Below are 19,601 nucleotides of genomic sequence, written 5' to 3' on the forward strand. Positions count from 1 at the left end.
CATCATGATGGTTGATCTTACGGACGCCCAGAGAGGCGTCACGCTGATCCAGAACAGCGGCATACAGCTGCTGGATGCGGGCGTTGCGCTGGCCGCGTTCAATCCACACAGCGGACGCTTCGCTCGCCAGACGGCAAACGGGCCGCTTTTACGTCTCGACTATCAGGCTGCCTCAGACAAATATCAGCTGATCCATCCGCAGAGCGGCGCAGCGGAGATCGTCAAGCCGGAAAGCACGTTCACGGCAGAGGCGTCGCTGGCGCTGCTGCAGCGCTGCTGGCTGCCGCTGCCGCTGGTGCGCGCTCAGGCGCAGCACGCCTCGCTGGCTGGCCCGTTCAACTGGGCGCGCGTGCAGTTCAACCGCTTGCCCACGCCCAATGCGGCTCAGCATGACGTGCAGGTCACGCTGGCGTTCGACACCCAGACCGATCCGGGCGGGCAGGAAATGCCGGGCCTGGCCCCCACCTGCGCGGATGTGTGCAACGGCACCCGTTTTCGCCTGGCGTGGCGCAGCCATGAGCTGGCGGAATTTCTTGACCAGACCTGGATTGACGGCTGGCTGCGTGAAACCTTTATCCATCGGGCCGGTCTGCTGGACTACAGCGACGAAGCGAAGGCGCACGCGCTGAAATATTTCGACTACCAGGCGCACTATCTAAACCTGCTGGAAATCATGGGCGAGCAGTTGCCGGGCCTGGAAGTGCAGCTGGTGAGCGAAACGCCCGCGACATCCGCCATCGGCGTCGATCTGGTGCTTGATGTCGGCAACAGCCACACCGCCGGCATCCTGATTGAAGATCACGGTTTGAATAATGACGGGCTGCGACAGTGCGCAGGGCTTCAGATACGCGCGCTCAACGATCCGACGCTTCTTAATGAGCCGCTCTTCTCCAGCCGCATAGCGTTTAGCGAAGCGCATTTCGGCAAGCCGTGCTATTCGGCGGAAAGCGGGCATGACGAGGCGTTTGTCTGGCCCTCAGTGGTGCGCATCGGCGCAGAGGCACACCAGCTGGCGATGCAGCGCAGCGACATGCCGGGGCCGAGCGGCCTCTCCAGCGCGCGACGCTATCTCTGGGACACCGCCCCTTCCGCCGCGCCCTGGTATTTCAGCCTGCCAGAGGAGGCGCAGCAGCGTGAGAAGCCCGCCACGGCGATGCCGTTGATGCGCCTGATTAACAGCGAAGGCACGCTGCTCGCCAGCCTGCCTGAAGAGGCGCGCCTGCCCGTATTCTCTCCCCGCTACAGCCGCAGCGCGCTTATGACGCTGATGCTGACCGAGCTGCTGGCGCAGGCGCTGATGCAGATGAACAGCGTCGCCTCGCGGCAGCAAATGGGACAGTGCACTACCGGCCGCCAGCTGCGCAATATTATTCTGACGCTGCCTTCTGCTATGCCCGTACAGGAGCAGACGCTGTTTCGCCAGCGAATGGAAGAGGCGATTGCCATCGTCTGGAAGGCCCGCGGCTGGCATCCGCTGGATGCCGCTTTCGTTTATGCCGAGGCGAGCAGAGAGAGCGCGGTGCCGCTGCCGGCGATCCATATCGAGTGGGATGAAGCGACCTGCGGCCAGCTGGTCTGGCTCTATAACGAAACGCAACACCGCTTCGGCGGCCGAGCCGATCTGCTGCTGCGCACGCTGGCGCGCCCCGATCGTTCGCCTGACGCTGGCGCCGGCGAGGAGCAGCGGCTGCGCGTCGCCTCGCTGGACATTGGCGGCGGCACGTCGGATATGGCCATTGTGGAGTATGTCGGCGGCGACGCCGTGGCGAATCAGCAGGAGATCAAACCGACGCTGCTGTTCCGCGAAGGGTTTAAAATCGCCGGCGACGAGATACTGTACGATGTGATCCAGCAGCTGATCCTGCCCGCCATCGACGCTCAGCTGCATCGATGCGGTATTGCCTCCAGCCGTGCGCTGATGACGCAGCTGTTTGGCGACGCCTCTGGCGTGGACCGGCACGGCGCGATGCAACAGTTGATCACGCTCCAGCTGCTGATCCCCCTGGGCCAGGCGGTGCTGGAGCGGTGGCAAAAAAGCGCGGCTGCCGGACGTGACGACGTGCTGGAAACCCGCTTCGCCGCGCTGCTGCCCACCGCGCCCAGCACCGGCGTAATGGCGTGGATTCAGCAGCGCGTTGCCCGAGCCGCTCCACTGATCGGTGAGGGGTTCGACCTGCTGGCCACGCCGCTGCACGTCGACTTTGCCGCGCTGAACGCGGCAATCATGGCAGGAGATTTCTCCATTACCGCTCCCCTGCGCGCCCTGTGCGAAGCGGTCGCTTACTATCAGTGCGATCTGTTGCTGGTCGCCGGACGTCCCGCTTCTCTGCCGGGCGTACAGGCGTTGTTGCGCGCATTGCAGCCCGTGCCGGCCAGCCGCATCCTCTGCCTCAACGGCTATCGCGTGGAAATCGACTGTCCGCTGAGCGCTCAGGGCGCGCTGACCAATGCCAAATCCACAGCGGCTATTGGCGCCATGCTGTACCGGCTCGCCATGCAACTTCGGCTGCCCGGCTTTCAGTTTAACGCGGTGGATATCAAGCCCTATTCCACCCTTCGCTATATCGGCCCGCCAGGCGATGACCATCTGCTGAGCGACGCGCATGTCTGGTATGGCCCGGACGATCTTGATGAGCCAGACGCGCCGCTCAATACGACGCGCGCCTTTCCGCTGCGCGGCTCTGTGCGTCTTGGCTTCCGCCAGCTGGCCAATCCGGAGTGGCCCGTCTCGCCGCTTTATCAGCTGAGCATTAACGATGCTGAGCTGGCCCAGAAAGTAGCTGCCGGCAGCACGCTGCGCGTCAGGCTGCAGCGCGATCCGCAGAGCGGCGCATTCTCTGTGGCCGCCGCGCAGATGGCGGATGACCGCGATGTTTCGCCACAGAAACTGCGGCTTACGCTGAATACGCTGGGCGACTGGGGCAGCGCGAACGGCCACTACTGGATCGATAGCGGGAAACTTTATCAATGAATGGGTTATCAAATAAGCTTGCCGCCCTGACGCACTGGCTGCTGCATACGCGCCAGCACGCGCCGCGACTGGAGCATGAGGCGCCAGCGATTCAGGCCGCGCTTGCGACGCTCTCTGGGCGCGTCCGCCGTCTTGAGGCGCTTGCCCGTGAGCCGCTCGCGGTGGGGCTGTATGGCCACACCCCCGCCAGCAAAAAAGCGCTGTTGAAATCGCTGATCGCCCCTGCGGAAGGCGCGCTCTGGCTGCGCAGCGGCGAGCGGAAAATCGACTATTTTAGCCACGTTCATCCTGCCTGGCATCAGTGCGGCCTCGCTGTTCGCTTTAGCGCTCGGCCGCTGCCCGTGATCCAGGCTGCGCCGCTGCTGCTGACGCTTTATCGCGAAGGGGAATTTGCGCGTCGCCTGGCTGAACAGGCGTCGGCGCCCATGCTGCCCGCAGATATCTGCAACAGGCTAAACGCGTTACGGCCGCAGGCGATGCCACAGCCGCAGCCCGGCATGGATGCCGCTGAGGCGATGGAGATGCTTGTCGCCTGTCAGCGCAACGCGCCAGCCGCCCATCATCTCTGCGCAGAGATGCTGCTGGAGATCGCCGAGCTGCTGCCGCTGCTGCGTCGTGAGGCGCGCGCGCAGCTTCTTGCGTCGCTGTGGGGCGAAGATGCCGCGCTGACGGCGGCCTGGCTACGTCACGCCGAGCTGTTACAGCAGTTAGGCGGCGCAACCCAGGCGTTAGCCCCGGACAGCCTGTTAATGAACGATGCCATGTGCCTGGCGAGCGGCGCGCGGACTGGCGCGCCGCCTGATACCGCTGCCGCGACGCACCTGCTGCCGCTGCACAATGGCCAGCCGCTGGCTGCGCAGCGGGTTTCGCTTGTGGATCTGGCTCCTGCCTGCGCCGAAGTGGCCGTGCAATATGAGTGCTCAGCCACCACGCCGGTCGATATTATCGATATTCCCAATGGCCGCCTCAGCGACTACGCCGAACGTCAGCTGCCCGACGCGCTGCTGACAGTCCAGCCGGCGCGCAATCCTGAAGAAGCGCAGGCGGCGGCAGCGCAGCTGGCTGGCTGGCTTAATCACACCGAGGCCGTCGCCTGCGCGGCGCCGCGCCTGATCTGGGCGATGACGCCGGACGAGGCAGCCAGCCCTGAACGCCGCCGCATCAGCGACAGCGTTCAGCGCGCGCTGATCCGCGCCGATGCCGCCTGGGGCGTGCTGCAGCTCTTTGAAAACGAGCAGGCGCAGCAGGCCCGCGTCTGGCTGCATAAAGCCGTTAATGACGCGCACCGCCTGCAGCGGCGCAACGCGCTGCTGCAGGCCTGCGATCGAGATGCTGACGCGCTTTTCGCCTCTTACGCGCCCTTAACGGCAGCGCAGCGAGCGGCGCGCGAACAGCAGGTAAAAGAGGTGATCCAGCATCTGCAGCGGCATATCGACAGGCATGGCGATCTGCTGACGGCGCTGGATTTACCCCCCGATCTGCTCCAGCAGGCCCATACGCTTTTCAGGCAAAAAAGAGGCGCAGCCTCTGTCGCCAGCGCGCCGCTAATCGACCTCTTTGCAGAGACTCCGCTGCCCGAGCACCGCTTCGAAACGGGCCTGCCTGACCTGGCCGATTTTATTTATCGGGTCTGGCTGCAACACCTTCGTCAGCTCACGCCCGCGCATCCGCGCCTGAAATCGCTCGCCATCTCACGCGCAGCGCTGCGGCTGACTGGCGATCTGCTCATCGACATCAGCGAGCGCGTCAATCTGCGCGCGCGCCTGCGTCAGCGGCTGGCGGAATGCGCAGGCTGTCGCGAAGCCGAGCTCGCCTGCGCGGCGGCGACTATCAGCGAGTTTGTGACCTGGCTGGGCTATGCCGATACCGCGGCGGAGAGGCGCCCACGCAGCAAAGTGGTTGCTTCAGCCGCCATTTTTGCCGCTGTACAGGCCGCGCCTGCTGGCCGGTTGACGCAGCTCACCCCTCAGCCGCTGGGCCAGGGCGTTCGCTGGGCTTACGACTGGCTGGTCGCCCTGTATAGCCGGGTTCAGGAAGCGAGCAACGAGGATGGCGCGCTCAATCCTGAACAGTATCGATCGCTACAGGCGGCGTTGTTGATGTCGCACGATAGCCACACTCCCACCCAATAACGTTATAAGGCACCCACATGGAAGCACTGATAAAGAGAGTAAAAGATCTGGTGAAACCCTCAACGCCGCGCCCTCGGCGCGACGAGGTGGTTGAAGCGGTTGAGGAAACCGATCGTGTCGCGCTTGTTACCCCGCAGCCCGCCTATGAACGTATTATCTGTACGCAGCTACTTAAGGGTGTGGCGACGTTAGAAGTCGTCAGGGATGCGCTGCTGCGATCAAGCCAGGATCTGCGTCAGGAACAGCAGACCATTGACGAACTCAATACCCGCAACAGCAGTGCAAAAAACTCGCTGGAAAATCTGGTCACTCTGATTAGCCAGATAGATACCAGCGTCACCCAGAGCACCGAATCACTGGATAACTTTCGCCTCTCTTTTAAAGAGATCAATAAATACGTTAATGAAATCAACCAGCTGTCACGCCAGACGAACCTTATCGCGATTAACTCCGCGATTGAAGCCGCGCATGTCGGCAGCCAGGGCGCTGGTTTTAGCGTGATTGCTAAAGAGATAAAGTTTCTTTCCGATCAGGTGAACAGCAGCGCCAACAGCATTTCGATGCTGACCCAGGCGATTGAAAAGAGCGCCAGCAATGTCTGCGACGTGGTATCCAGCCAGCGGCCGGTGACTGAACATATCAACCGGGATATTAGCCACATCGTCGAGTCGATAAAGTTTGTGATTTCGCGTTCGGCCAGAATGCAGGCGATTATCGCCTTTATCTCTACGCTGCAGTTTTTAAATACCGTTAAGCTCGACCATGTGATCTGGAAGCTGCAGGTTTATAAGCTGCTGCTGGATAAAACAGCCGATTACAGCGTTAACGCCCATACCGACTGCCGCCTGGGTAAATGGTACTACACCGGTGAAGGGCGCTATTTTTCGCAGCTTGACGCTTACCGCCAGCTGGAAAAACCGCACGCCAGAGTACACGCCGCGGGAAAAATGGCGCTGGAGGCATTTTTTAATCAGGACATGAACGGCATGTCGGCGGCGCTGGAGGAGATGGAGTCAGCGAGTAACTGCGTGGTACGGCTGGTGGACGAGCTGGCGGCGAGTATCCAGTATTAACCGGCCGCCGCGACAGGCGGACGGCCTGTCGCGGAGGATCTTAATTGAGCAGGATGGCCGAGTCGGCTTCTTCTGACGCGGGCGCGGCCGTGACGCCATCAAAGGTGAAGACATCGACCACGTTAGCCAGCTTTTTAGCCTGAACGTGCATTTCGTCGGTGACGGACGAGGAGGCTTCGACCAGCACGGCATTTTGCTGCGTGGCGGTATCCATTTCGTTGAGCGCCGTGGCGACCTGATGAATACCCGTACTCTGCTCTTCCGAGGCTTCAGTGATCTCCTTCATAATGCCGCTCACCTGACCGATAGCGGTAACGATCTCCTCCATCGCTCTACCCGCCTGCGAAACCTGAACCGTCCCCTCACTGACGTTCACCACCGCGCCCTGAATCAGCGAGCCAATTTCATTTGCGGCCTCAGCGCTGCGCCTGGCCAGATTACGGACCTCGGAGGCAACCACGGCAAATCCCCGGCCCTGAGCGCCAGCACGCGCCGCTTCGACGGCGGCGTTAAGCGCCAGGATATTGGTCTGGCTGGCAATGCCGTTAATAACGCTATTGATTTCGGCGATCTGCTTCGCGCTGCGCTCAATCTTCCTCATACTGTCGATAACGCTGCTCATCACCTCCGCGCCGCTCAGCGCCACTTCGTTCGCTTTCGCCGCCAGTATGTTGCCTTCTCGGGCGTTGTCGCTGTTATGCGCCACCGTGATTTTAATCTGCTCCATGCTGGCAGCCGTTTGTTGCAGCGCGCTAGCCTGCTCTTCGGTACGGGCAGAGAGATTCTGGTTTCCCTGGGCGACGTCGCCCGCAATATGACCGATATGCAGCGAGGATTCCTTTATCGCCGAGGCGATATGGATAAGCGCATGTCGCATACCGTCAAGCTCGGCGTGAATACCGTTAATATCCTGCCCGCTGCCGTGGGATTGCGCGCGCAGGTCGCCTTTCGCAACGGCGCGGATATTGCCTTTAATACGGTTGGTTACGGCGAAAAATTCGTTGCGCAGCATGCAGTAAAACAGCAGCGTTCCAGCAATAAAGGCGACAAAAATGGCGATAATAATGGCCGCGGACTGATGATAAGCGCGGTCTACACTACTTTGCGTACCTTTAACGTCGTACTCCAGAATCAGATTGCGAAAATCGGAGGCCAGCTTATCGAAAGCAGCAATGTTCTGCGCATTCGGGCTGCGCCTGATATTTTCCATTGCCGCTTTGAGCTCGTTGGTTTTCTTCACGCCGCTGGCGGTTTTCACCGGCGCAACCGTCAAAAAACCATCAAACGCCTGGAAAGCGCTTTTCAGCGACGCGGCAACCTCGTCCGACTCGCTACCGCCGCGATGTAAAAAACCGCTGGTTCTCGCCAGATAGTCATTTTGATAAAAACCCAGCGTAAAGCCCTGCACGCTTTCATCTATCAGGGAGATGGAATAGAGAGAACAGACGGAGATTAAGGAAAAACAGACAAACACCATACTAAAGGCGGCAATGAGCATTACCTTTAGCTTGTTATTTTTAAAAATTTTCATGACATTAGCTTATTGGTCTTTATTGTAATTAACAGCCATTATCAAATGGCAATATTTTTCTGAAAACGCATTAGCGATCGCTAGAAAAGACGTTACTGACCACAATATAAGCTTTATCCGCCTCATACTAATAGCCCAAATACAGGGATAAGTTGGCATTAATTCCCCACCCTACCACGCGAACTTAACACAATGATAATAAACAGAAAAAAGAACGCCCCGTCGGAAGAAAGAGAATTGTTTTCTTTGACGATTGCCGTCAACCGGAGTAATAAGGCAACATTTCTCCGGGTATTTGCTATTTACCCTCCTGCTCATTGAATGTTCATTAAGTTTTTAAGTGTTACTTTCTTTGCTTAATTTCCGGGAGCATTCTCCGCCTTTGTTGCTCGCCGCAGATTTCATGCCGTGACAAAGCGCGCAATGTCTCTCTAACAAAAAAAACAGAAGTTCTTAATCAGGACAAGCATATGCAATTTAATAGCGCACAGCTCGATCAGGTACAGAACATCAATGACCTTAATCTCTCCTATCTTTTGCTCGCGCAATCGCTGATTAAAGAGGATAAAGACGCTGCCAGCTTCCGCCTGGGATTGACCGATCCCTTAATGAATATTTTAAAAGGCCTTTCCGTATCGCAGCTGATTAAACTGGCTTCAACCAACCAGCTTATTTGCCAGCTGCGTATTAATAGCGAAGCGGTCATTGACTTTCTGACAAAGGATTCGCGTATTGATGCGCTACAGCGCGTGCATACCGGAATTATTCTGTCAACGGACTTGCTCCAGACCCTCTCAGGCTCCGACGCGGCTAAATGATGACAATGCCATGAACGATCAAAGCATTCTTGACGAAGTTAACGATATCCATATCGCTATGGCGCTGATTTCAGCAGGTGCGCGCATGCAGGTTTTAGAAAGCGAAACCTCGTTAAGCCGGAGAAAATTACTGCGCCTGTATAAAGAGATTAACGGCTGCTCGCCGGCTAAAGGCATGCTTCCGTTTTCTCCTGACTGGTTTATGTCGTGGGAGCAAAATATCCACTCTTCGCTGTTTTATAATATCTATCTTTATTTACAGAAAATAGAGAAGAAGCGCCCTGTCGAAACGTTGCTGAAAGCCTATCGTCTTTATAGCGAGCAGTGCCCGTGTGAACCGGGAGAAAAGCCGGTGCTCGAATTCACGCGCGCCTGGACGCTGCTGCGCTTCGTCGACTGTAATATGCTTGAACAGGTCGCCTGTTCCGTTTGTGGGGGAAGCTTTATATCTACGTCGCGTTATACCAGCGCCCAGTTTACCTGTAGCTTGTGTCATCCGCCCTCTCGCGCCAGTAAAAAAAGCGCCTCGACTGGCGAGTTGATGCAATAATTCCTTATTGAAATAATAGTGGCATCACAAGAAATAGAATGAGTGAACAGAGGTTAACAATAAAAATAGCGTCACTTATTTCATTTTTTTACGACATAGCCTCAATGCAATATCGGATAGACTAAAAGGGACTTCAACCTCTATAACCCCTGCAGTCAGTTCCGGTAATCATCAATGAATAAAAACTCATTCTCATTTGCTGAAATTGAACAACAATTTTTAGCAAGCAATGCAAAAATATTATCCCTGGACTGCTTTGATACGCTCTACTGGCGCAATGTCTCTCGTCCCCGTGACATTTTCACCCGCCTCCAGCATGGGTTATGCCCGTTTGCACGTATGCGAGCCGAAGCTAACGCCAGAGCAAAAAACCAGCTTACGACCGGCAAAGAAGAGGTCACTCTCGCTAACATTTATGCTGAATTAGCCAGTCACTTCACATCTGATGAACAGACTCAGCTGATTGAGCACGAAACTCGCGCTGGAAATTGAACACGGCTTTATTTTTTCTCCCGCGCTGTCGTTGCTCAGGCACGCTAAAGCGCGCGGTATCCGTACCATCATCGTCAGCGATACTTATTTAAATGCCGAACAGCTGCGCCGGCTCCTTTCTGCCCACTGTAGCGAGATCTCCCAGCTGATTGACCATATTTATTGTTCAGCGGAGTATGGCCATGGCAAAACAACCCAGCTTTGGCCCAGAATAATTCAGCAGGAAAGCGTCACACCTGAAGATATCTTTCATGTCGGGGATAACTATATCGCTGACTTTACTAAACCTGCGGCGCAGGGCATTAGTGCAGTACATTTCAAACAAAATGAGAAGATTATTACTGAGGTGCTGGAGCAGCGCATTATTGCTGCCAATATCCTTTTTCCTGAAACGCAATATACGGCCGTCATTCCCTCTCTTTTTCACGCCTGCTACTCCGTGGCGTTACGTAACGAGATAACCGCCGAAAAGCTAACAGGCTGGACACTGCTCGGCCCGCTACTCTACGCCTTTGCGCGCTTTATCAGACAGCAGCAAGAAAACACGCCTAATGCCAAACTGGGTTTTCTGATGCGCGACGGCTTTATGCCGTATAACGCCTATCAAGCGCTTTATCCTGACAGCCAGAGCGCAAAACTGCGTATTTCACGCTTCACATCCATACGAAGCTCTTTTCATGACAAGGCGAGTATTGAAAAGCATCTGATCGTCACGTTATCCAGCTCAACAGGCATACTTCCAGAAAAAGTGACATTACGCGGGTTTGAAATGCTTGCTAAACACCTGATGTTAAGCAAAGCAAATAAAGATAAAATTCAGACCGAGCTAGAAAAGCGTCATTATTCCTCTCAATATCTCTTTAAAGCCTTAACGGCGCCTCAGGTTATAAAAGAAACCCTCAGCCGCTCGGCTGCTATTCGCGCCCGTCTTATCGCCCATATCCAAAATGAACTGCAGCTTCAGCCTGGCGACACCTTGATTATGGTTGACGTGGGCTACTCAGGTACGGCGCAAAACATGCTGGGTTCGCTACTGGAAAAAGAGTTATCAATTACGGTATCAGGCTGTTATCTGATCGCGGCCTGGGTCGCTGGCTGGAATAAAAATCGCACTGGCATGATCAACCCCGGCACTTCCGATTTCCGTTTTATTCGCGCACTGACGCAATATATTATGCCTTTTGAAATATTTTGCTCATCAAACGATTTTTCCGTGACGGATTACACGGAGAACGGCACACCTGTTGCGGAAAAGGAATGCGCGCCGCTGCCTGGGCTCTCAAATATTCAGGCCGTACAAAATGAAGCGCTTAAATGCGTAAAAGCGGCGGCGGAAATGGGAATTCCCGCCTCGCAGACGCTCTGGGATGCGGCGGCTATTGACCTGGCACGCTATAACTTCTTTCCCCTGACGGAAGAGACGGCTTTTCTGGCCAACCTGAGAGGCGACGTCAATATGGGAACCGACGTCACAAAACGATTTGTAGATATTCCTGAAGCAATCAATTTTATGCGCCGTTACGGAACCTCTCGTGTTTCACTGGATGAAAGCGATAACATGCGCACCAATTCGCCTGCCGAACTCCGAGCCTGTGGCATTGAGCACGCCGTATCTCTGATGGCCAGTACCAGATTTGCGTTAAAGTGGTCATTGAACAACACAACCCAGCGCTCTCGAGCGATGGAAATCCTCTTTGTGCAAAACGCCCAGCAGGCTGAATCGAAAAGCATTAATGCTATCAGCACCTTTGATGGCTACTTCTCGCTCTATATTCCCTTCATTACGCCGGAGATAGCGGTGCTGACCGGTAAGATATTGAGCGATATGGAGATATATAGCATTAGCCTTATTCCGCAGTCTGCGCTCTATAAGGAGAATGAACCGCAGCTGGCGCAGCCGCTCGCCCTTAATCAGGACTTTTTTATTGATGGCGCAACGGTAATCAATAATCTGGCGCTGGAGATGCATGATGACGCGTTTATTTATTTGCGTCCTCGTCATAAGCCCGACACCGCCTCTCTGCTCCAGCTGGTTTATCGCCCGATTAAAGAAAAGCGCCTACAGGTGGATTGCGAAAGCGCAGTTAGCAAGGAAATCCTGTGAGCAAGCCCGATCTCGTCAGCATTATTATTCCCGCCTGGAAGGCGACCTGGTTTGACGCAGCCTTAGAAAGCGCGCTTCAGCAGGACTACCCCGCTTGTGAAATCATTATTGGCGATGACAGTCAGAGTGACGATATCGCGCAGATTGTAGAACGGCTCAGGCCCACTGCGCGCTGGCCGGTCTATTACCAGCGCAATACGCCTTCGCTGGGTGAGATGCGAAACTGCGCCGAAAGCCTGGCAAAAGCGCAAGGCGAATATATCAAGTTCTTGCATGATGATGACCTGTTAAAACCAGACTGCATCAGTCTGCTGGTTCAGGCCATTCAGCAGCACCCAGATATAGTGATGGCGACATCCCACCGGGAATTTATTGATGTCCAGGGCAACCCGCTGCCGGCAAATGAGTGCAATACGCCGCTGTTTAACGATGACAGCGTGCTGTACGGCCCGGATGTCATTAATTTTCAGGCAGAAACCCCGCTTAACTTTATTGGCGAGCCGAGCATGGTGCTTATTCGCGCCGATGCGCTTCGCGCCTCGCTCGATGCCGGAGAGCGGCTGGATACCCTGGCCGGGGAACCGATGCCTTTTCTGGCCGATTTGGCCATGTACCTTAAAGTGCTGCGCGCCGGCCACCTGGCTTTCGTTTGTCAGACGCTCTCTCAGTACCGCCTCTCTTGCAGCCAGACGCTCGCAGCGGCCAGACATCATCGGGAGACAGTGAGCAATACGCACAAAAGCGTTCCCCTGATGATAAAAAAACTCGGCTGGTATGACGCCGACAGGCCAAAGGGTTCTCTGCGCGTCGCGCCGCTCTCTGATCCAGAATCTTTTAGAGAACACAATCTTTACGGCGAAATTGCCGCCTCGCTATATCAAAGTCAGTGTCGCCTGTGGCTGAGTCACCGCCAGCCCCAGGCTCACCAGCAGCCGTTAGCTCAGCTATTTTTTGCCGGGCAAGGTCGCGAAACGGTATGTACTTTATACATCGATGTTCGCCAGCGTCCGCAGCAGGCCTGGGAACGCACCTGCAACAGTTTAGAGGTGACGACTCCCGGCCTGCGCTGGCAAATCGTGGCGCTGGTCGATCGCTCTGTGGATTTTCTTCCCGCAACAGTTGAACAGATACGGCTGGATAAGGGCGACGGCTTTGACGCGATCAATGGCCACTGCCGCAGAGCCAAAAGTGACTGGCTGCTTTTTCTCGATGCAGGATGCGAGTTACTGCCTTCTGGATTAAGCGCCCTTGCCTTTGCTCTGAACGACGCCGAGGGTTGCGAGGCCATCTATACCGATCTTATCTACCCCATCCGGAATAAAGCAGCTGGCTTACTGTTCCGTCCGGATTTCAATCTGGACTTCTATCTTAGCTCACCGAGTCAAATGGCCAGATACTGGCTCTATCGACGTGAATGGGTCGTGCTATCAGGAGGATTAGATGCCGACTGGCCAACATGCGTTGAGCTGGCGCTGGGACTACGTCTGATTGAATCGGCAGGTATCAATGCCATCGGGCATTTGCCTGAGCCGCTGGCGCAGAACGCGGCGCTGCTTCCGCCGCATCCTGATGAGCAGCGCTTACTGCTGTTGCATTTGCATTGGCGCGGATATGCCAACGCAGAGGTGGCGCCCGGCCAGCACGGCCTGTGGCGACTTCGCTATCATCATAACGCGCGGCCGTTAGTCACTATCGTTGTGCTCGCTAAAGGCTTTGATAGCCTGAGCCGCTGCGTTCTGGCGCTGCTGGAGAACACAGCCTATGCGCATTTTGAATTAATTATCGTGGCAGACAGGCGTGATGATACCGAAAGGGAGCGCTGGCTAGAGGAGATCGCGCGCCTGGCGCCAGATCAGATCCGGATTCTGCACTATCCCCACCGCTGGCATCGCGCCGCGATGGCAAATGCGGCGATCCTTCAGGCGCGTGGGGAATACCTGCTGTTTATGCACGGTGACATTCAGGTAAGCGAACGCGACTGGCTCGAAAACATGCTTAACCATGCCCAGCGGCCTGAAGTGGCCATCGTAGGCGGCAAACAGCTCTACGCCAACAGCGCCGTTCGTCACGCCGGTTATTTGCTGGGTATGCAAGGAGAGATAGCCGGCGAGCCTTTCTATGGCAAAGATGACAGCCGCGCCGGCTATATGAACCGGCTGCATGCCGATCAGAATTACAGTGCAGTCTCCGGTGACTTTATGCTGGTGAACAAAGAGGTTTGCATCGCCGCAAACGGCTTCGACGCGGATCTGCGGCGCTACGACGATGTTGACTTCTGTTTGCGCGTCGCTGAACTGGGAGGCCTGACGGTATGGACCCCTTATGCCCGCTGCTATCGCCATCCCGACAGCGAAGAGCCAGCCTTAACCGCCGCCTGCCGCGAAGCAGAGACCGACACCCTCTTCGTCCGCTGGCTCGCCTCTCTTGGCCAGGATCGCGCCTATAACCGCAATTTTTCTCTGGCAGCCTACTTTGCGCTACCCGCCGATGCGCAACAAAGCAGGCTGCCGCTCGCGTGGCGACCGCTGCCGGTCGTCATGCAGGTGATGAGTGAGCCAAGCCGAGAGAGCGACTGGCGCGCCGTTATGCCTTTCAACAGGCTGCGTCGCGAGGGGATGATTGACGGTATAAGGAGCTATGCTTTGCCCAGCTTGCCTGAGATTACCCGCTATCATCCTGACGTTATTGTTACTGAACCGCGCATAAGCGCTGACTACACCCGCTGGTTGCGTCAGCTGAAGCAGTTTAGCCCGGCCGTAACGATCGCGACGGTAGCCGCGCCTCTGATTGATGAGGCGCTCTCTTCCAGCGCCGCTCTGACCCGTTGTGACGATTTCGTCAATGGCATTCGGCAGCAGCTCGCGGCCTTCGACAGAGTCGTTGTTGCGGATCAACAGATGGCCGATTTATTTGCCGATGCGCATGCGGATATTGTCATCCTGCCGACCTGCCTGCCTGACCATTTATGGATTAGCCAAAACGGCCAGCGTATTTGCCATCCTAAACCGCGCATCGGCTTTGCTGCCGCCGCGCTCTGCCGCGGCGCGACGGCAAAACTCATCGAAGCGCTGGCTGGCGCCTTCTCAGACAGGGTTGAATGGGTGGTTTACGGCAAGTGCCCGTCTGCTCTTCTTCCTCACGTCAGTCAGATCTGTCAGGAAACAGATACGGGAATTTATCACCGGGAGCTGGCTTTGCAGCATCTGGATTTGGCGCTGGTGCCGCACGATGGTCATCCGCTGACACATTCTCTGGCCTGCATGCACCTGCTTGAGTACGGCGCGACGGGCATTCCGGTGATCCACAGCAGCACGCTCGGTTTTGAGCACCAGATGTCGGCGACCTCCGTGGCGAATCAGTTCTCTTTATGGCGCGACGCGATAGCGATGCATCTTGCCGATCCTGACGCCAGCGCGAAAGCCGGGCTTGCTCTTCAACGTGACGTTCGGCAGCACAGTGTGATGAGCCAGGAGAAACTTATGCGGGTAGCCGCAGCCTGGCTGAAATAAACCAGAGCGATTACGCTGACCTCGCCTGGCTGTCCTTTCATGCAAAATAAGCCAGGCGATTTGCTTTTTCAATCCGTTTGCAAGGCGTAGAGAGAAGCCAAATTCGGGGATTACAGCTCTCCAATACAGAGCAAGCGTTCACTTTTATCGAGCAGACGCTGACCGGAAAGGTTGAAACAAGCGCGCAGGAGCGCCGGATGGCCCAGCCCTTTTCGGATCAGCCAGTCTTCATGGCTTTTTTTGGCTTTGCCAACCGGTATAACGGTGACGCTGGAACAGACGCTTTCCATAAGCGCGCTAATTTCATCACGCTCAAAGAAGCGGATATTGAAAAGCGGATCCACCGCGGCCTGGCGCTCAAAATATTCCCTGAATGACTTATTGTGCGCATTATGGACCGTGGCAATCATTCGCCGCTGCGTCACGCGCGCCTGCTCTTTGGCGAGTGTGAGAATAGATTCATCATCAAACAACACCCAAAAGCCATTGTGATAGGTTAGATCAAAAAATTTATCTGGGTAGTCAAGGTTAAAGGCATCCATAGTTTTAAAATGTTCGGCTATACGGGGGTAATACTCTTTAGCCAGCGCGACCGCTTCAGCAGAAAAGTCTACTCCATATCCTTCCACGCCTGATTTATTCAGCCTGCTAATATCCCGGAAACTGCCGGCGGCGATTTCAAGAATACGTTTTTCTTTTCGGCAGCGTATGGCGTCGATGTAATAGGCATGGCGAGTATCTTTCTGGTAATGGTCGAATATTTGGCTCCATTTTTCGTCCCAGCTATCGGCCGTCGTCAGTTCCCTGACGGGCTTTTGCGTTTCATTCATACTTATCCTGAATATATTCTGATACTACATAATGTCGGGTGAAAATACGGTCGGAAACCTCGCGCATCGGCAACAATTTTTTATGACCAAAACAGCGCAAATGATTAAGAACCATGTCGTAGCCTGCCATCAGGGAAAATTCCACACCGGCAGAAAAGCGAGGATTAATATCCATAAGATGAAAGCCCTCGTCTGTTTTCAAAAATTCCAGATTAATGCATCCATTCAGATTAAGTCGCGCCGCCACCTTCAGCGCCTGTTTAATTAAGTCGGGTTCCTGGCAAAGCTGCACGGTAAGACCTGCCCCGTTAACGGTACGCAGCAGTTCCTTACGGGCAATACATACACTTTGACCAGATAAATGGTGCCGGACAATATCGACAACATAAACCTCACCGCTTAATAGCGGCTGAACAAGATACTCTTGTCCAGCAAGCATCTGCTGCAAGCAGGCTAACTCAGCTGTGGTATTAATTACCTGTATGCCCTGGCTGCTTCGTCCTTTACAGGGTTTTATAATCAGCGGGAATTTTTTGCTATTAGCGGCATACTCATCAAGGGCGAAGGTAGGTATCAGGCGAATGTCAGGTTCCGGCAAAAAATTCTGGTACCATAAAAGTTTATTACGTGCGAGAAGCACAGTATGGCTATCAGGGATAGCCAGCGTTACTCTGGACCTAAAGCGGTTACGCTGTGCTGATAACAGATCAACTTCAGGATCGGTCAGGGGAATAATCAGATCAAGCCGCTCTTCTTCACAGCATGTCGAAATAAAATCAATATAGGCTTCTTTATCATCTAACTGGGGCGCACGATAGCACCGGCTAACCAGCGCTGAATTCCAAATCCATGAGTGCGGATAAATATCACATCCAACCACGTTATGGCCCGCCTGCCTCAGACGATTAATCACGGCAGAAGCTGATAGCGAACCGATGGCTGTGACGAGTATATTCATACGGTTATTTTTTATATTAGCCTTATCACGGACAAAATGCGGGCTGCTTTATACCGACAAAATCACGTCAATTACCCGCTGCTGCTCCTGCTGCGTCAGGCCCGCATACATCGGCAAACAGAGCACCTTTTGCGCCATCGCTTGCGCGACCGGCAGATTTTCTGCTCTGGCGCTGTTAAACCCGGCATACACAGGGAAGTCGCTAATCAGCGGGTAAAAATAGCGGCGAACCATAATGCCCGCGTTCTTTAACCGCTGATAAAGCGCGTCCCGACTGCAAGGAAAATCAGCGCCGATAAACAACGGAAAGTAGGCATAATTCCAGCTGAGCTGCGGGTCCGGCGTCACCATCTCTAAACCGGCGACGGGTTGCAGCATCTGCCAATAGCGCTGATGAATTTCCCTGCGTTGCCCAAGCGCCCGATCGATATGCTGAAGCTGCAACAGGCCAAAAGCAGCCTGTATTTCACTCATTTTGCCGTTAATACCCACCGCATCTACGGTGACTTCATCGGAAAAACCAAAGTTTTTAATATGCTCAACGCGCCTTTTACTTTCCGCATCCGGGCAAACGATCGCGCCACCTTCAAAAGTATTAAATACTTTAGTGGCATGAAAGCTCAGGACAGAAAAATCCCCCTGATTCAAAACAGAAACACCCTTTTTTTGCACGCCGAAGGCGTGCGCTGCATCGTAAATTACCTTTAACCCGCGATTTTTCGCCAGCATATTAATACGATCAACGTCAGCGGGAATGCCGTAGCAGTGAACGGGCATGATTGCAGTGGTTTCAGTCGTAATGGCCTGTTCAATTTTGTCAGGATCGAGATTTCCCGTGCTGGGATCAATATCGACAAAAACAGGCGTCAATCCGTTCCACATCAGCGAGTGCGACGTAGCGACAAAAGAATAAGGAGTAGTAATAACTTCGCCGGTGAGTTCGAGTGCCCGAATAGCGCAGAGTAATGCCTGTGTTCCGCTGGAAAAAAGGGAAATATAGGGGCATCCTAAATAGTCTTGCAGCGCCTCTTCCAGCAGACGATGAAACGGGCCGTTATTGGTTAGCCATTTGTTCTGCCAGATGGCGTCAAGATAAGGAATGAAATCAGCTAATGGCGGTAGCAAAGGGCTGGTCACATAAACAGGATTTTTATTACTCATGCCTTTGCCATTATTAACGAAATAACTGTCAGCCAGTTTACTGCTTTAATTTTTCCTTTCGCTGCGGTTCAAACTATAACAAACAGTCGCGGCAATCAAAATGCCAAACAAATGACACTAATAAGCCTACTAAGATTAATAACCCACCGGGATAAGGTTTGCTGATTTAGGGTTAAAGCCCGTTCAGATCTGCCGCGCCTGGCGCCCCTTTCCTGTCTGCTCTCTCTCTACAGGCAGCGCAGCCTCGCCTGCGCTGCCTGTCGGGCGCGGTTGATAAATCTGTCAGGAGGTCGCTAACACTCGACCCAGACCGCGCCCGCCTCCGCCGATTTGACGCACTGTTCCACCCAGCGTACGCCCGCCAGCCCGGCATGGACGTCGGGATACCAGAAGCTTTGCAGGAAGTCGACGTCGCCGCGATCGCTGGCGGCGAACGCCTGCGCGAAGCGGCGATAGAGATTCGACCAGGCGTCGAACAGTCCTTCGGTATGGCCGCCGCCGATGCGGTCCTCTTCCAGCGCGCGCGGCGCCAGATAAGGCATGCCGCGCTCAAGAATGCGCACCGGTTCGCCCTGCACCTCGTAGCGCAGCTGGTTGGGCTGCTCATCCCACCACTCCAGGCTCGCCTTCGCGCCGACGATGCGGATTTTCTGGCCGTGCATCGACCCGCAGTTCACCGCCGAGGCCCAGAGCGTGCCGACCGCGCCGTTGTCATACTCCATCATCACAAACGCGTTATCCTCCAGCGGCGCGCGCGTGGCGACAAAACTCTGGCGGGCGCAGAGCAGCCGTTTGATCTTTAGCTGCGGCGCCATGGTCTCGGCAAGGAACAGCGGATGGGTCGCCAGATCGCCCAGCACATAGCTGGGGCCGACGAAGCGGGGATCGACGCGCCAGCGCGTGCTGGGATTTTGCAGCTCTACCGCCTCGTGGTGAAAGCCGTGGGCGAATTGCATGTTGACGATGCGGATCTCACCCAGCATTCCCTGCGCAATCATCTCCCGCGCCTGCTGGATCAGCTGATGGCCGGCATAGCCGTAGGTCACGCCGATCAGCCTGTTTTTCTCCGCGCAGAGCCGTTCCAGCTCGTCCGCCTGCTGGGTGGTAAAGCAGAGCGGCTTTTCACAGACCACGTGCAGCCCGGCGTTGAGCGCCGCGCGGCAGATGGCGAAGTGGGTATTATTGGGCGTGGCGACGGAAACCGCTTCGATGCCGTCCTCGCGCGCCGCTTCGGCGGCGAACAGCGTCTCATAGTCGGGATAGCAGCGTTCGGCCGCGACGCCCAGCGAGGTGCCGAAGGCGCGGGCGCGCTCGGCATCGATATCGAACGCGCCCGCCAGCAACTGAAAGTTGCCGTCGCGCAGCGCCGCCGAGCGGTGAATATAGCCGATCTGGCTGGTGCCGCCGCCGCCGACCATGCCCCAGCGCAGGGCGCGATCTACCGCTTTTGTACCGTTAATCATCGTCTTCTC

13 protein-coding genes are annotated in these 19,601 nt (G+C 55.5%); 8 read left to right on the forward strand and 5 right to left on the reverse strand.

Going from position 1 to position 19,601, the window contains the following annotated elements:
* The first annotated feature begins 4 nt into the window (after nucleotides 1-4).
* Genes AC6I7Z_RS17325 through AC6I7Z_RS17335 form a run of 3 tightly spaced genes read left to right on the forward strand, consistent with a single transcriptional unit; the run spans nucleotide 5 to nucleotide 6,176 of the window.
* Nucleotides 5-2,971, forward strand: coding sequence for a virulence factor SrfB (locus tag AC6I7Z_RS17325; RefSeq protein WP_497815105.1), 2,967 nt, complete (start codon nucleotides 5-7; stop codon nucleotides 2,969-2,971).
* Entirely contained in the window at nucleotides 2,968-5,103 is a 2,136-nt protein-coding gene (locus tag AC6I7Z_RS17330) for a virulence factor SrfC family protein (protein WP_497815106.1), read from the forward strand. The genes AC6I7Z_RS17325 and AC6I7Z_RS17330 overlap by 4 nt, the downstream gene beginning before the upstream one ends.
* Nucleotides 5,104-5,120: 17 nt before the next feature.
* The gene (locus AC6I7Z_RS17335; protein WP_497815107.1) at nucleotides 5,121-6,176 is read left to right on the forward strand and encodes a methyl-accepting chemotaxis protein; all 1,056 of its coding nucleotides are present in this window, start codon (nucleotides 5,121-5,123) and stop codon (nucleotides 6,174-6,176) included.
* Between the two features lie 40 nt (nucleotides 6,177-6,216).
* Here the strand turns inward: AC6I7Z_RS17335 and AC6I7Z_RS17340 are convergent, their stop codons facing one another.
* Complete coding sequence (locus tag AC6I7Z_RS17340; protein ID WP_497815108.1) at nucleotides 6,217-7,707, reverse strand: methyl-accepting chemotaxis protein; 1,491 nt, start codon at nucleotides 7,705-7,707, stop codon at nucleotides 6,217-6,219.
* 470 nt (nucleotides 7,708-8,177) lie between these two features.
* Between AC6I7Z_RS17340 and flhD the strand changes: the two genes are divergently transcribed.
* The 5 genes from flhD to AC6I7Z_RS17365 all read left to right on the forward strand — a co-directional run bounded on the left by flhD (nucleotide 8,178) and on the right by AC6I7Z_RS17365 (nucleotide 15,180).
* Nucleotides 8,178-8,525: a flagellar transcriptional regulator FlhD gene (flhD, locus tag AC6I7Z_RS17345; RefSeq protein ID WP_497815109.1), complete on the forward strand. Its 348-nt coding sequence runs from the start codon at nucleotides 8,178-8,180 to the stop codon at nucleotides 8,523-8,525.
* A 10-nt stretch (nucleotides 8,526-8,535) separates the two neighbouring features.
* Nucleotides 8,536-9,075, forward strand: coding sequence for a flagellar transcriptional regulator FlhC (flhC, locus tag AC6I7Z_RS17350; protein WP_497815110.1), 540 nt, complete (start codon nucleotides 8,536-8,538; stop codon nucleotides 9,073-9,075).
* Nucleotides 9,076-9,249: 174 nt separating this feature from the next.
* Complete coding sequence (locus AC6I7Z_RS17355; protein WP_497815111.1) at nucleotides 9,250-9,567, forward strand: hypothetical protein; 318 nt, start codon at nucleotides 9,250-9,252, stop codon at nucleotides 9,565-9,567.
* On the forward strand, nucleotides 9,539-11,671 hold the full coding sequence (locus AC6I7Z_RS17360) for a hypothetical protein (protein ID WP_497815112.1): 2,133 nt from the start codon (nucleotides 9,539-9,541) through the stop codon (nucleotides 11,669-11,671). The genes AC6I7Z_RS17355 and AC6I7Z_RS17360 overlap by 29 nt, the downstream gene beginning before the upstream one ends.
* On the forward strand, nucleotides 11,668-15,180 hold the full coding sequence (locus AC6I7Z_RS17365; RefSeq protein WP_497815113.1) for a glycosyltransferase: 3,513 nt from the start codon (nucleotides 11,668-11,670) through the stop codon (nucleotides 15,178-15,180). Before AC6I7Z_RS17360 ends, AC6I7Z_RS17365 begins: the two co-directional genes overlap by 4 nt.
* 110 nt (nucleotides 15,181-15,290) lie before the next feature.
* Here AC6I7Z_RS17365 and AC6I7Z_RS17370 read toward each other — a convergent pair whose 3' ends face one another.
* From AC6I7Z_RS17370 to AC6I7Z_RS17385, 4 genes are all read right to left on the reverse strand, one after another.
* On the reverse strand, nucleotides 15,291-16,010 hold the full coding sequence (locus AC6I7Z_RS17370) for a class I SAM-dependent methyltransferase (RefSeq protein ID WP_497815114.1): 720 nt from the start codon (nucleotides 16,008-16,010) through the stop codon (nucleotides 15,291-15,293).
* Nucleotides 16,003-16,968, reverse strand: coding sequence for an ATP-grasp domain-containing protein (locus AC6I7Z_RS17375; RefSeq protein ID WP_497815115.1), 966 nt, complete (start codon nucleotides 16,966-16,968; stop codon nucleotides 16,003-16,005). The genes AC6I7Z_RS17370 and AC6I7Z_RS17375 overlap by 8 nt, the downstream gene beginning before the upstream one ends.
* A 48-nt stretch (nucleotides 16,969-17,016) precedes the next feature.
* Nucleotides 17,017-18,129: a DegT/DnrJ/EryC1/StrS family aminotransferase gene (locus tag AC6I7Z_RS17380; RefSeq protein ID WP_497815116.1), complete on the reverse strand. Its 1,113-nt coding sequence runs from the start codon at nucleotides 18,127-18,129 to the stop codon at nucleotides 17,017-17,019.
* Between the two features lie 293 nt (nucleotides 18,130-18,422).
* On the reverse strand, nucleotides 18,423-19,592 hold the full coding sequence (locus tag AC6I7Z_RS17385; RefSeq protein WP_497815117.1) for a Gfo/Idh/MocA family protein: 1,170 nt from the start codon (nucleotides 19,590-19,592) through the stop codon (nucleotides 18,423-18,425).
* Nucleotides 19,593-19,601 lie beyond the last annotated feature (9 nt).

The sequence above is a fragment of the Pantoea sp. X-Soil-MYKO-1289 genome (assembly GCF_059730625.1).